Genomic DNA, 15,863 nt, shown 5'->3' on the forward strand with positions numbered 1-15,863 from the left:
GTTTTATGCCCATAGTCATCATAGTCGTAGGAGGTAGCCAGTCCGCGGGCGTTCGTTTTTTTTATCTGATTGCCGAGGGTATCATAAGTAAAAGTTGTTTTCTCATTGGCCCCATTGTCCTGAGTAATTAACTGCCCCGCGTCATCATACGTATATTTTTGTTTGTGCAGCTCCTTTTCGCGGCTATAGGTACGCACCTGGGTCAGGCGGTTTTCGCGATCGTAGGTGTATTCTGTGATGCCATGTAATTCGTTCTCGGTGGTGCTTAATTGGCCTAACAGAGTGTAGGTCTTGATTCGTGAAATCCCTTTGGCATCGGTTTCCTGAACCACCTGCCCTTCCGCATCATAAGCCCGCGTGGTCCTATGTTGATTGGCATCAGTCGCGGCAATCACTTGCCCTAATTCATCGTACGCAAAAGTATTCACCGGCTTAATACGGCGTCTTACCCCCTGGGCATTCATGATGGAAACTTCCGGCAGCTCTTGTTTGCTGACTTGATTAAACAGAGTGTATTCATACCTGGTGGTGTAGCCCAACGCGTTGGTGTGGGAAAGCATATTCCCCCATCGGTCTACGGTTTGGTTTTGGCCTGACTCCACGACCTGACGCAGGCCATCTGTATCCAGGACATCGACCGTATACTCTCGGACCTGGGAACGCAGGTGACCTAGAGCATCGTAGGTGTTATTTTGCCGTTGTAGTCGTTGGTGCAAATTGCCATTATCAAAGTCCATGCAATTTTTAAAATAATCGTCGCCTAAATTAACCCCGCGCTCCCCTCCTTCCGGATGAAAACCATTGGCTGATGTGACTATCTGCGTTACCTCATCGGCCGCATCATAAAGAAATATTTGATAATAACCTTGCACATTCGAGCGCCATGCATGGCCTAAACGATCGTAATCAATATGGATATGAAACGTCCCATTCATCCCTTTGGCGGTCATTTCACCAAAAATATTATAGAGCGCCTCCTCGACCTGCCGCTGGTTATTTTCTTTGTAGCTGCAGGTTTGTACCAAATTATGCGCGCTGTCATACACATAACGCACATCGCGAATCTGTTGCGTGCTGTCGGCTCGGGTCACCGTTTGGAAACTGCGTACTAAATTTCCGACCTCATCATAGCTGTAGCGTAGGGTGTGATTCATGGCATTGGTTTCACTAATCACCTGGCCAAGGGCGTCAAATTCAGCATAACGTACTTGGTCGGCATCCGAGGGGCCATTGACCACAAACCCCTTATTCGCGGTCAGCTCCGCGCCATTAGCCCATTGGTAGGTTTGAAGCAAATTACCTAAAGCATCATAGCGATACGTCGTCGCTTTGCACGTTTGTTGGCCTGGGCCGATTTTCGCCGTTAACTGGCCTAACGCATCGTAATAGCAATAAGCCGTATTTTTTTTGGCATCGGTGGTTTCGACTAAATGCCCCATCGCATCATAGCGGTAATACGTAGGGATATCCTGGCGTATCGTTTCTAACTGACCATTAACTAAACGTGAAAACGCTACATTGTTTAAAATTTTAGAGGTTACTTGCCCTAAAGCATCATAAGTAAAGGTTACTGTGCGATCGTGGGTATCCGTTGCTGGGGTGGAATATTCATTGACATGGGCGGTTTCCGGGCGTAAGGCAAATTCGACGCAGCATTTTACTTCGCCAAAAGCATTCAGTTCGTAGGTCGTGAGATAACCCTCCGCATCAAGTTGTGCGGTTTGCTGGCCATCCTGATTATAATACATCAAGGTCACCGCATCGCGGCTGGAGTCAAGCCGCTTGATTGTTTTGATAACCTCACCGAACGCGTTGTATTCGTTGCGTGTGCTTGGTTGCACTTTGCTGTAGGTTTTATCCCGAGGATTGTAGGTAAGAACCGCATCGCGCCTGGTTTCAATGAGTCGATCATCTAAATCATAAGAATAAGACTCGGTGCGATCGGCACCACCTTGACGACGGGCCAGGGCAATTTGCTCCGTGCTGTATTCATCCAGGACCACCTGGCTTTCATAGCGAATGTTCTGGGTTAGACGGCCGTAAGCATCATAATCATACTGGGTTAAGGCGCCACGGGTGTCCACCTGATAAATAAGTTGGCCTTGCATATCATAAGCAAAATGCTGCCAGCGGCCAGCTCGGTCACTGCGGGCAATCACCTCACCAAAGCCATTGTACGTCGTAAGCTCGCTTAAGTCTTTGCGGCACTCCTGGCGCTGTGCGGACCTCGCCTGACTGGCATTATTCACGTTAACGCCGGGATAAATCGTTTTGGTGAGCCGGTTCATGACGTCGTATTCAAAGCAACGTTTTTGGGCCGTACCGTTAGCATCACGGGTTTCACGAATCACATTACCAAAACTGTCATAGTCTGTTTTGGTACTGATTGAGCGTACGCTTAGCGTACGCTGATTGTCCATTACCGCGACTTCAGGGGAAACGGTTTCGGTGAGTCGATTCAATTCGTCGTAGTGATAAGTCCACACGGCGTTATTTGCTTCTATTTTTTGCGATACGTTGCCATTGCCATCATAGGAATAACGGGTTTCCAGATTCTTGGCATTCACCTCGTGTTCCAAGCGACCAAGAGCATCATAACGATACGTGCTGCTACGTGCGTTGCTGTCGGTGGCGAGAAAAGCTTCCAGGCCGGTTAACGTTGTGTCTTCTAATGCAGTAACCCGTTGGGCGTGGGTACTCTGGGAGAGTACATTACCTACGTCATCATAGCAGCGCTCCACGACGCGCCCCTCTGCGCTAATGCGATAGCGTTCACGTCCTGCCGCATCATAGAGAAAATAATTGGTGCGGTCTTGAGTGCTGTGTGCCAGAGAATCCAAGGTCAGGCGGGTCGCGTTCTCGCCCGTAATTAAGGTGGCGTAGCGCGTGCAGGAGATAACTTGGTTTAACGCGTTGTAGGTATAGGATTTGGCAACGCCTTGTGGGCTAAGTTCGACAATCATACGACCAGCCTGGTCATAGGCGTAGCGGGTTATTTTATTTTGGCTCGCGCTCGTGCAATTTTTCTGGAAGTAGTCCAGGTTAACTTTACTCCCTTCACTCAGCGCAATCGGCATTATGTATTGAATGCGTGCAATAACCTGACCATCCGCATCATATTGTGATTCAGTCACATATTTGCCATTACATTGAAAACGGAGCTGATTTAAGCCATCGTAGGCAAAATATTCATGACGCACCCTGGTGCGATCCAGTTTAACCGGATTGCCTGCCTTTAAATCCTCGATAGAAACGGCTACGGCACATTTCGTCACACGAACAATACGGTCATTTTTATCATACTCATACAACGTAGCATAACCTAACGCATCAAATAATTGTTCCAAGCGCCCGGCAGCATCCCAGATGCGACAGGTATGTTGATCTTTAGCATCCTTGACCAATAACATACGGAGACTCGACTCTGAGTAATGTTCCCCTGATTTTACAGGTTTTGCATACGTGATGGTTTGTGATTCACACCCATTGACATTGTAAATGTGCTCGGTAACGACCCCACGCGCATTGATTTGGTAACGGCATTGATTCGTCACATCATAGACGTAATACGTACTATTGCCGCGCGCATCTTTTTGGCAGATCAGGTTGTCATGTTCATCATATTGGTAGTAGGTAGTGAGACGCAACCCATCCGGATCTTGAATGGTAGCCGTGCAGCGTTCTAAATTATCCCAGGTGTACGCCGTTATCTTGTCATGCCCATTACGGTTCAATTCCGTTTTGCGTAACAACAGCCCGCGCGCATCGTGGCTGTATTCGGTGATGAGATTTAATCCTTTAGGGTCAACACAGGATTGAACTAATAATCCCTGATCATTATACGTAAACTGGGTTACTCGTTTATTTTCGGTGATCTGTAGTTGTCGACCAAGAGCATCATAAGCATATTCGCTAACCAGATTTAGCCCCTCGGGATCGATCGTTTTGCTAAGAACATGGCCTTGAGCATCATAGGTGTATGCAATTTTATGACCTCCCGAATCCTCTTGCCACTGCAATTGCCCCGCAGCATCGTAATGATAAACTTTAGACGTATTTTCCGCAGCATCTACGCGGATGAGTAAACCTCGTTCATCGTAATTAAAGGTGGTGGTGTTTTTATTGCCATCAATCCAACTTAGCTTATCACCAAAAGCATTAAATTCCGTGATGATTTCTGAGCCTCGTTGAGGGTCTTTTAAGGTTAATTTATTATGTTGATCGTCATAGGTATATTGCTTGATTTCTCTTTGCAAATTATCTGTTTCTGAAACCACCCGACCAAAAGCATCATATTTTATTTTTTTAACTTTATTTTGCGGATTAATACTCTTTATTTGTTCCCCACGCGTATTCCATCTATAGAGCGTAGTATTTTGGCGTCCATCAGTAGATTCATCCATAAAACCAAAGGCATCGTAGTGCATTTTTACCGACCGATTGAAGCCACCGAAATCGTCGGTTCGCTGCAACAATAAACCACGCCGGTCATAACTATAGTGCCTGCTCGTGCTATGGGTCGCATCACTCAGTTCAATGCTCCGTTCCAATTCACCAAAAGCATTGTATTCGGAAGTTATTAATCCGTTGGCTCCCTTGTGTTGCGCGAGTACCTGGCCGATTGAGTTGTATTCATACCAGGTGGTTTCATCAAAATGCTCGTCGTGTACCTGCTCTAAATAGCGCTGAATCTCTTCGCTCGTTACAGCCGTCAACTTAGTTAACGATAATGGCGCACTGTATTTACGAGTGGATTCAATTTGATTCAACGCATTATAACGCGTTTCTACGATGCCCCCTTGAGCAGTTACGGTAAATTGCAGCTGGCCATATTCATTATAAAAATAGCGTGTAGTACGCTGGAGCGCATCGGTCTTGGAGCGCAGTAATCCGGCAGTATCATAGGCATAATGAATGCTGTGCTCCTGCCAAATCTGCTCAAGGACCTCATCGGTTAATGCGTGGTGCTGCATGAGCTTGGCGCAACCTAATTCATCCAATTGCTGAATAATTCGTCCTAAAGCATCATAACGATAGTGTTGTTCTCTTATTGCCTGAGTATGGGCATCCATACCACGTTTACTAATGAGTAGTCCCATCTCGTTGTACGTGTATGTGGTAATTAACCCATTCGGGGAATTTTCTTCGCTCAATTGCCCCAAATCATTATAGCGATAATAACTATGATGATCGTTACCCTGTTGCTGCGGACGCAGGGTTTCCAGAGTGTCGCTGCGAAGATCGAATTCAGGTGCAATTGCTGTTGCATAGGCAATACGCTCAATTAGTTGACCATGAGCATCATAGCGGTATTCGCTAAGGTAACGTTCGCCATCAACGCCAGCAATTTTTTGCCCTTGCGCATCATAAAAAGTGTAGGTATGAATATCCGTACTTTGTGCATGAGGCTTATCTAATTGCCAATCTCCGCTCAAGGCCTGTGTAATGGGTTGAGTATAACGAATGGTTTCAATCACCTGGCCCTGGCGGTCATAACGGTATTCGCTAACATAACCTTCGGCGTTAAGCTCGGCAGACACATTGCCATTAAGATCGTAATAATAATGGATGCTGCGATCCTTAGCGCTGAGGCTTAGATTAAATGACGTTTTAGACAACACGGTTTCAGGCTGATAATCCGCCAGGCGTTGTGCGTAAGCCGTTTTACTGACTATTTTTCCTTCGGCATTGTAGGTGTAGCCAATCACGGCTCCAGTCGCATCAACGGTATAAGCAACGCGCTGATATTCGTCATAAATGAGTTGACTAATGCCATCGCCTTTATTGCTAACCGGGAGAATGGATGCAACAGCAGGGTAATGCGCCAACCAACCCTTCGTACTTACTCGTTGGCTGTATTGATGGGTTTGTACTAACAAGCCGTCCTCGTTATACGAGTACCTGGTTAGCTGGCCTTGTTTATTGACCTTGGCATTTAAGCGGCCTTGGGCATCATAAAAATAAAAAATGTTTAAACCCTCTACGCCTGTTTCGGAAATCAGTCGACCTGCGTCATCATACTGATATGACGTGGTACCAAAATCATGGCGTACATCCAAACAATGAGTGGCAATTAACAGACCGCTACGGTCATAGATTTTTATTGTGTGTAAGCCATTGGCATCGGTTTGGATGATTTGTTGATGCGCATCATCATAGCTAATATTTTGCGTGTTTCCCTGGTTATCTCTAGTTTGAGTTAAGCGACCTAAATCATCATAAAGGTAATAGGTGGTACTCCATCCATTGGCTGTAGGGATGCTTTTCTCACGCAACCGTCCAGCGGCATCATACACCGTATGAGTCCGTGTTGCGTGCGCATCCAAAATGCCAAGGCCTTCTGCCGTTATATGAGAATAATGAAGTTCGTCACTTAATTGACCGCGCCAATCATAGCGGTACTCCACCAAACTAATGTGTTGTGGATTTTGCGGGGCACACCATTCCTCCATCTGCTCCTGGCTAAGGCACAAATCCTCTGCTAAAGAACTTACATGATACGCCGCTTTTAGATAGCGGCGGCTACTGGCCAATTGCCCTTGAGGAGTATAACGATACTCGGTAACGGTGCCATCCGCAGCAATAATAAAACGCAAATGCCCTGGTGCATCATAGGTATAACGCGTGGTTTTCGGCTTAATGGGGTGATGACTGCCATCAAAAGCCTGATAACTTGTTTCTAAAAGCAAATGATGCGCTGCATCAAAGCTGCGTTGGGTTATTTGCCCATTAGGTTCCTGGATGTAGATGCAATCACCGGCATCATTGTAACGATAATGCCATACGTGCGTACCTTGAGTCACGCTGATTAATTGATTCCCTTCATAGCGGTAGCTGATGCGATAATGTTCTGGACCGTCTACCGTAATCAAGCGATCACGCTCATCGTAAAAATAGGTCCAAGACTCCCCAAGACTATTGGTTAAGGTGGTATGTCCTGATTCATAACAATAAGTGGTACTGCGCCCTTCACCATCAATTAACTGATGCACTCGCCCTTGAGCATCATAATCGATGCTTAGACGGGTACCATCAGACTGTTTTACCGTACTAATACGGTTCGAATCGCCGGCATAGTCATAGGTTATCCAATAGGTTTTGCCATCGCCTAAATCACGGCTGACTTGATGCAACCGCTGGCGCTCATCGTAGTCGTAATGTAGGTGATGTACTTGTTGCGTGTCACTGGTCGTTGTCAGGTCGGTAAGTAAACCACGGTTAAACGTCCAGGTCACTTGTTGACGGTCGCCGGTACTTACAATGGAGCTCAAATGCCCATCAACATAGTTAAATTTAAGGTGATGATTATCCTGATCGCTAATTTGCAGTAACAGGCCATTGCGATCATATTCATAGGTTGTTTTGGCACTGCCATCCTGATGCATCCATCCGTTGGCGGTCCAACGCAAATTGGCCGTGCCGCCCTCTTCAGGTACATAGTGCTGACGGGTCGCGTTCCAGTTAAAACGAGCCCGATGCCCATCGTCACCAATGCGAATAACATAAGAACCCTCATGGTTTGCCTCGCCATGCAATTCAATCCGTGATTGCACGTTAAAACACCAGGAGCCGCCCCGCTCGCCTAAGGAATTATAGGTTTGAAATAAATCAAAACCAAAACCGATATCGGCAAGAAAACCATCGGAATGTCGGAGTATTAAGTTTCCATTAGCAGCATTAACATAGGCTGACTCGCCACCTTGGCCTAAGGAAGCACTCCCATGCGTTGCATGGCCTCCCAGACCAATAGATGAGCCATAAATTCCTAAACCATTGCCAGTAATTGTTTGTGTCATGATACATCCTATGCGTAATTATTCTTTATTGATACACATCAAGCCGGGTCGTCTCACCGCACACTTGAACAGTGTGCCATTCTTATCAAGGTACGGTTAAAGACAGGGTTACTGGATTTGAAACGCCCCCGGGAATATTGTTAATAACTAAAACCACTTTAATTCTTCGTTCTTCCAAAGATAGCTTGGGTACCGTTTTCCTTAAAACTAAGAGATACTTGCTGACGACCTTTGCATGCACTTATTGTGCATATCAGCTCCCCAGCAAACACTCCACAACAACATAAAACAAAACAACACTAATTTGTTCACAACCAAATCCTTTAAACAAAAATAACCGGGCACATCAACACCAAACAGTGATGCGAATTAATGATTTTTTGGTTTAAAACTCATGTGTCACACAGGAAATAGAGAAAAAGCAGGAGGATGAGAAAAAAGGTGCGATGTTGGCTAACTAGCGATAGTGTGCATTCCATAAGTTGGTTCTTGTATATTTTCTTCATGATTAATTCCGTAATTTCCATGGCATCTTCCAAGCCAGGGGGGTATCCTAATCAATTGGTGCCGCGAGGTCAATAAAAAATATTACTTTTTATTAGCTTAATTATGCAAAATCAATACTATTTAATATCAAAATGTGTGACTTAGCGATAATCTGCCTCTTTTTTAATTAGTACACGTAAATCTCTAGTACGTCCTTATATCTCCTTGAGCCGCCCCTGACATCTAGTATTGATGCAATGATATACCAAAAATGAACCGAAGCCACCGAAATAGAGGAAGTAAAACCATACACCGAGTAGTGGGTCGAGCAGGAAACCAAGAAAAAAAAGCAATGTAAATAGGCCTTATTTGCTTTCATCCTGATACTATCCTTTAATTTATATACATATCTCGATTATTGAACATATCATGTCTAATTATCATGTTGAACGGATGAACCGTGATGAAGTGACACTGGCAGTAGATTGGGCAAGACAAGAAGGATGGAATCCCGGTCTTCATGATGCTGAATGCTTTTATCAAACCGACCCTCACGGCTTTTTTGCAGGAAAGCTTAATAATCACATAATCGCCGTAGGCTCTGCCGTTATCTATGATGAACATTTTTCCTTTTGTGGTTTTTATATTGTTGATAAAAAATACCGTACCCAAGGCTATGGCATGGAACTTACTCAAGCCAGATTAGCCTATATTGGCAATCGCAATGCAGGCATTGATGGTGTTTTGGAGATGACGGATAATTACGAACGCATTGGTTATCGTTTTGCTCATAATAATGCACGTTACGCCTTGGTAAATAGACGAATCGCGCTAAAACCTATGGAGCCTCTTGTTGATTTAAAAATAGTTCCTTTTGAGCAGTTAGCTGTTTACGACCGTCAACACTTCCCCGCTCCCAGAGCTAAATTTCTCATAAATTGGATTAAGCAAGACCAAGCTTTAGCTTTGGCTTCTGTCGAAGAAGGCCAACTGCAAGGTTATGGTGTAATCAGAAAATGTTTTTCAGGGTATAAAATAGGCCCTTTATTTGCAGATAGCCCTGAAATTGCAAACACTTTATTTGAACAGCTGGTGGCTCATGCCCATGGCGAACTTGTCTTTCTTGATATTCCTGAAAATAACCCATTTGCGCTTGATTTGGTTGAGCATTACGGTATGACGAAAATATTTGCTACGGCACGAATGTATTTAAAAGAAGCTCCGGCTTTGTCAATTGAAGGTATTTATGGGATTACTTCTTTTGAGTTAGGTTAAGACATAAATCGAGATCGAGGCCTGATTCGCGTGCAATCCCGTATCAACTAATAGGGCCTACGAATAGGGAATCCTATTCCAATCAAAACGCATTGACTTCCCCTTTATTTAAGGTCAAGATTCGCCATCAATCTGAGCCAATATCGGTCATGGGAGCAATGGAAAAGATGTACCCTTTCGCTAAAGATATAAATTACTCTGTTGGCTTATTTATAAACTTTATTTTACTCCTCATTCTCATCAGTGTCTTTGTCCCTTTTGCGCCAAAAATGCCTGCATCAACACTTGATTCGTCTTGGGCTGTCGGTTTAAACCAAGCGGTAGTCCAAGGGCTTGCTTTTGGTAAAGAGATTATCTTTACCTTAGGCCCCTATTCTTTTCTTTATACTAAAACCTATCATCCGGCATTAGACGCCCTGATGATTGGTGGAAGCCTGTATTTAGCTCTTAGCTATTGGCTTTGTTTACTTCTATTAATAAAAGAATTTCGCTGGTCTTGGGCTTTAGCCTTTGGCTTTTTTCTGTTTATTATGGTCTATGCGCGAGACTCATTGCTCTTTTCCTACTCCTTACTTGTGGGGCTATTTTGTTATAAAAGCCTTTCTTCAGAAAGGCCATCCCATTATTTCCCTTACTGGCTCGTCTTATTCTTTCTTCCATTTGGATTAATGATTTTAGTCAAAGGTTCATTATTGCTGTTATGTATCACCATGAGCAGTTTGTGTTGCCTATTTTTTATCGGTAATAAGAGAGTCCCACTGGCTTTAACTGCGGTGTTTGTACCCATTCTTTCTATGCTGCTATTTTGGGTTGGTATTGGGCAATCCATCATTAATCTCCCTTCATTTTTGAGTGGCAGTATTTCTCTTGCTTCGGATTTTACCGAAGCAATGTCTGTAGATGGCAATAAAGATGAAATTATTTTATATAGTCTTAATGCATTCGCTCTTTTGGGAAGTATCCTCTGGCAAAAGCACCTTCGAGGAATAAGAAAATTATTTTTATTCTGCATGTTCTTTGTCTTTTTATTTATGTCGTTTAAAGCAGGATTTGCCCGTCATTATGGGCATGCATTAATTCCTGGCACCTCCATCATGATGGCAACCTTGTTTTTGCCTTTATTGATTAATAATGCAAAATTGCTGATTATCCTGTTCTGTGTTTCTCTGAATACCTGGTATGTTATTAATAATAACTACACCCATTTATCGATTAGTGATAACTTTAAATCAAATTATTCTTCTGCCTGGCATGGACTTAAAAATCGAATAAGCAATCCCAACTCCTTAAAGCAGGACTTTGCCCTATCAATGAGTTTTCTGGGCCAGCAAGCGGAATTTCCTATTTTTCAAGGCACTACGGATATCTATTCGTACAACCAATCGTATTTAATTGCCTCAAACAACCAATGGTCTCCTCGGCCCGTATTCCAGAGTTATTCGGTGTTTAATTCCGGCTTAGCAGAAAAGAATAAACAACATCTGCAAGGAAAAGCGTCACCCGACAATATTATTTTTAAAATTGAACCCATAGATGAACGTATCCCTGCCCTTGAAGATGGTCAGAGCTGGCCTTTACTTTTAGCCAACTATCAGCCGGTTGATTTGAAAAATGATTTTTTATACCTTCGCAAAAAGAAGGATGTAGTCTCAGAAAAAAATGCACCGACTTTATTAACTAAAGAGCAGCATTTACTTGAAGAATCTGTAGCGGTTCCGCACGCACAGGCTCCTATTTACATTGAGCTTGAAATTACCCCTACGCTGCTAGGTCGTATTGCAACGCTGTTCTTTAAACCCAGTCAGTTATACATGACGTTTACATTAAAAAACGGCATAAAAAGACAATATCGTATCGTAGCGAATATGGCAAAAGCGGGATTTTTGCTATCACCATTGATTGAAAATACAACGGAATTCACTTTACTGTATGTAAAAAACAGCTACTTAAATGAAAAAAATGTCGTCTCCTTTGCTCTTTCTACTGAGGAACACAGTTGGCAATGGAGGCGTGATTATGTAATCCATTTTAAGCAGTTAAATTATTAAGGCTATAATCTAAATTAAGAAAGCTACACAGGAAAGGATTATGCGTGACTTGATAGGTTATGGCCCAAATGGATTTAATTTCTATTGGCCAAATAATGCCAAGGTAGCAATTAACTTTGTCATTAACTATGAGGAAGGCTCTGAGCTTAGCCCCGTTAATGGTGATATGTATGCAGAAACTCAAGGAACGGACTTTCCCTTTGCCCCTAAAGATAAGGGAATGCGTAACCTCAGTGTTGAATCATTCTATGAATATGGCAGCCGTGTGGGTCTCTGGCGATTACTTCGACTGTTTGATCGGCATCAAATTCCTCTTACTTTTTTTGTTACTGGGCAAGCACTGCTATTGAATCCGTTATTTGCACTATACCTGGCTCAAAATGATCATGAAATCGCAGGCCATGGCTGGCGTTGGATTGATTATGCGCATGTGCCTCGAGAAGTTGAAAAAGAACATATTGTTTTGTGCATTGAAACGTTGAAAAAATTAACGGGTCAAAAGCCTAGGGGTTGGTATACCGGAAGACGCAGCGAAAATACCCGGGGCTTACTTTTAGAAATTGGTGGTTTTACTTATGATTCAGATAGTTATGCTGATGAGTTACCCTATTATCATGATCAGCATTTAATTATTCCTTATTCTCTTGATTGTAATGATTTTAAATTTACAACCAATCCTGGTTTTGTTACTCCTCAAGCCTTTTATGAGCAGCTGGTAACTAGCTTTAATTATCTTTATGAAGAAAAGCATCCCGTAATTATGACGGTAGGATTACATCCTAGACTCAGTGGTAAACCAGCCCGTTGCCAGGCAATTAAACAGTTTTTGGATTATTTGCTGCAGTATGAAGATATTTGGATAACGCAGCGGATTAATATCGCTGACTATTGGTTGAGGGAGTTTATGACGAATGCTCCCTGAATGTGGCACCCATGACACTTGTGCCTTCATTCAGGAGATTCCTCACTTCGAGATGACGTTCTGCCCTTTGCTGAAGCATCAACCGTCTATCTGGAATTAAATGTAATTAAATAGCGATAAATTTTGCAGACGCACAAAACTTTCCTGTGCAGCTTGTAAATTTACTAGCTCTTGATTGAACTCCGTTGCGACATCAACAGGATTAATATCCGTTAAGGTCTTTAAAATTTCCTTACTCATATCAATCAAATCCTGATTCGAATCGGATGAGCTAGAAACCTGATTCATTCGAGAACCAACACTTGCAAGCATATTAGTAAAATTCGTCAACGCACTATCTATTTGAGCTAATATTTGATTATTCACAGTGACTGCAGAAGCCTTTTCTGTCGCGGTAGAATAAGGCAAACTTAAATTGTTAACCATGGATTGAATGGTCGCAAAAATAGACGTATTCGTTGCCGGATTAATAGCAAAGGCATCGCCAGGGTTTGGCATACCAGACACTTCTAGTGTCATGCCATTGAAACTAACTGACATTCCTGCTTGATATAAAGGTGCATCATCTGGTGAGCCTGATGGGGGAAGCACATTACCACTTGTAGCCCCATTTACCATGACCACTAACTCACCCGCAGAGTTTTGTACAAAGTTAATCGTATAATTGTCAGGAATATACGCAGCTTCATCGGTTACAGAACCAGTACTTGTCGAAGCAGTACCTGTATTAGGTGTTGCGGTTTGGCTCACAGTAAAACTACCATTTCCGCCTGGTATATTCATGAAGATCCCATTACCTGGATCATTAATTGCGATCTGTAAACTACCTGAAATAACTTGATAACGAGTAGTACTATCGCCATTATAAACATACTCTCCTGCCGCATTTAAAGAAAATGGCTCCGTAGAAGTTTGGCCACCAGCAAAAAGATAATTGCCATTATTATCTTTGGTATTTCCAAACGATTGCAGTTGCGTCAATATGTCGTTAACTTCAACAGCATAAGCTTTACGTTGGATATCAGATAACGTGCCGTTTCCAGCCAAGACTTGAATATCACGTAAACGTTGCAAGCTACTAACACTATTCGTTAACAGCGATTCTTCTAAACCCAATGCATTTTGAGCATTTATGCAATTCGTTTGTAATAACTCTGTCGTACTCACACGCTGATTCAACCACTGAATTTGCGCATATGAAATAGGATCATCAGAGGCGTATTGTACCTTAACCCCCGTTGCAAGCATTTCTTGCAATTTTGTTACACGCATTTGCTGAGTTAATAAACTACTTAATCCAGTCTGGTACACCTGATTTGTTGAAATACGCATTTATCACCTCATCATCTCAAACAGCACTTGCATCATTTGATTAGAAACTTCAACTAATTTTCCTGCAGCTGCATAAGCCTGCTCAAGCCTCAATAAATTTGCGGCTTCTTCGTCTAAGTTCACCCCGCTTTTACTTTCTTGAAAATAAACCGCTTGTTTATACAACACATCAAAAGCGTCATAACGCGTTTTTGCTTGGCGAGTTTGACTTCCAACGCTAGAAAGCAAGTCAGAATAACAATCAAAAAGTGACTCATTGCCACCATCAAATAATTGTGCTTGTTGAAGGCCTGCGAGTAACAAACCATTCGTATTATCACCAAAACCACCTTGGTTATATTCAGCAGTAAAACTATCTCCGGCATTAGGCATTCCAGATAGAACAACTGAATACGATGGATTTGTTGCGTCAGGAATTTGTACCACATTGTCCATGTTTGGAGTAAAGGGTAAAGGACCTGAAACCGTAGTACCAGTGGTTACATCAACCACATTAAACTCAGTAGGCGAAGTAAAATTAATCGCGTATTGGTCCGATACTCCAGAAGTATTGAATACAGTACCTAAAGCAATGTTCCCAACGCCAGTATTGCCTGTAGCCGCGGATGTTCTAACAGGAGCCGCCAAAGCCATTAAATTAGGATCACTAACTAAAAGCTCTAAATCACGTGCAGCACCACGTGTAGGGATTAATGAATAAGAGTCATTATTGACTAATTTGCTTATGTCATCGACGGTAATGGTCATTCCATCAATTTCAATTTGCCCTGCTGGAGGAGCTGGTGGATTACTTGACCAATTGAGCGTCATGCTTGTGCCATCAGACTGGCGAATAATACGTACTTCATTGGCTCCGGTATCATTAACAACTAACTGATAATCACTCAATTTCATTTGTGAAAGATCAGAAATAGCCACAGACAACACGCCAGTACCTGCATTATCTGTAGAAGAAATAGAGCGCTTCAACTGCGCAGCACTGGTGTTATAGTCAGTAAAATAATTTTGTCCAACTTGGTTATAAAGATCCATGCCTAATTTGTTTTGAGCATTGAATGTTTGCGCCAAACCAATCGCCATCAGCCCTACTGTCTGGCTGGTTTGCGCAATGATATTGCTTTCATAACTCATTAGACCACCTAAGGTTCCAGTGGTTAACTCAGCAGAAATATCTAACTGGCCTGCCCCGCTACCTAATAAAACTCGGGTACCTAATGTATTTAAAGGATCAAACTGTACTGATAAAGTTCTTTGGTTTGGACCAACAACTAACATTTCTCCACTGCCAATTCCAACGTTTACTGTACCATTATCTTGGACAATGACCGTTAAATCAGAGAATTCAGCCAATTCTTTAAGTAATTGATCACGCTGATCTAAAAGCTCAGGTGAGGTAGGATTCCCCATGATTTCTTCATTAAAAGCAACCAAATCAGCGCCTATTTGATTAATTCGGTTGGCGATCATGGATATTTGGGTGGTAGTATTTTCTTGAATTTGATCCAAATTGGATTGCAAGAAATTAAATTGTTGCACCAGTAATTGACTTTGACTTAAAGCAACACCACGTGAAGCAGCACTGTCAGGCGCATTGTTTAACTGATTAAATGCATCGAAAAATGATTGCATTGCAGAAGAAATACTACTGCCATTTTGAGAGATTAACTGATCAATCTGACTTGCTTGGTTATAAAAAGCCTCATATTGACTACGAGTGCTTAAAGCGGCTCTCATTTGAGTATTGGCAAATTGATCGGCATTACGGTAAATAGAGGTAATAGAAACCCCTGTACCTACATAAACGCCACCATAACGCTCCGACAGCGCATCCGTTAACAATATACTTTGTTTGGAATAACCGGGTGTTCTCTGATTTGCTATATTATTAGCGGTTACATCCAACGCATATTGGAAGGCGTTTAAGCCCGAATACGCGATACTCAAAATCGACATAACTGTTCACTCCCTGACCTATTATTTCGTTACCATTAAACTTGGGGCTGT

Annotated in this window: 6 protein-coding genes; 3 read left to right on the forward strand and 3 right to left on the reverse strand. The window is 42.8% G+C overall.

What is annotated here, in order from left to right:
* On the reverse strand, positions 1–7,796 hold a 7,796-nt coding region (locus tag ACQY7T_RS11090; RefSeq protein ID WP_428413399.1), incomplete at its 3' end, for a hypothetical protein.
* Positions 7,797–8,708: 912 nt separating this feature from the next.
* Between ACQY7T_RS11090 and ACQY7T_RS11095 the strand changes: the two genes are divergently transcribed.
* From ACQY7T_RS11095 to ACQY7T_RS11105, 3 genes are all read left to right on the forward strand, one after another.
* The gene (locus ACQY7T_RS11095; RefSeq protein ID WP_428413457.1) at positions 8,709–9,557 is read left to right on the forward strand and encodes a GNAT family N-acetyltransferase; all 849 of its coding nucleotides are present in this window, start codon (positions 8,709–8,711) and stop codon (positions 9,555–9,557) included.
* Positions 9,558–9,715: 158 nt separating this feature from the next.
* Entirely contained in the window at positions 9,716–11,605 is a 1,890-nt protein-coding gene (locus ACQY7T_RS11100) for a hypothetical protein (RefSeq protein ID WP_428413401.1), read from the forward strand.
* A gap of 37 nt (positions 11,606–11,642) precedes the next feature.
* Complete coding sequence (locus ACQY7T_RS11105) at positions 11,643–12,527, forward strand: polysaccharide deacetylase family protein (protein ID WP_428413459.1); 885 nt, start codon at positions 11,643–11,645, stop codon at positions 12,525–12,527.
* Positions 12,528–12,623: 96 nt separating this feature from the next.
* On the opposite strand, the gene flgL is transcribed toward ACQY7T_RS11105, so the two are convergent.
* Positions 12,624–13,859, reverse strand: coding sequence for a flagellar hook-associated protein FlgL (flgL, locus tag ACQY7T_RS11110; RefSeq protein WP_428413403.1), 1,236 nt, complete (start codon positions 13,857–13,859; stop codon positions 12,624–12,626).
* Positions 13,860–13,862: 3 nt separating this feature from the next.
* Complete coding sequence (flgK, locus tag ACQY7T_RS11115; protein WP_428413405.1) at positions 13,863–15,812, reverse strand: flagellar hook-associated protein FlgK; 1,950 nt, start codon at positions 15,810–15,812, stop codon at positions 13,863–13,865.
* Positions 15,813–15,863: the final 51 nt, after the last annotated feature.

The sequence above is a fragment of the Legionella sp. genome, from assembly GCF_965140895.1.
Lineage (GTDB): Bacteria > Pseudomonadota > Gammaproteobacteria > Legionellales > Legionellaceae > Legionella.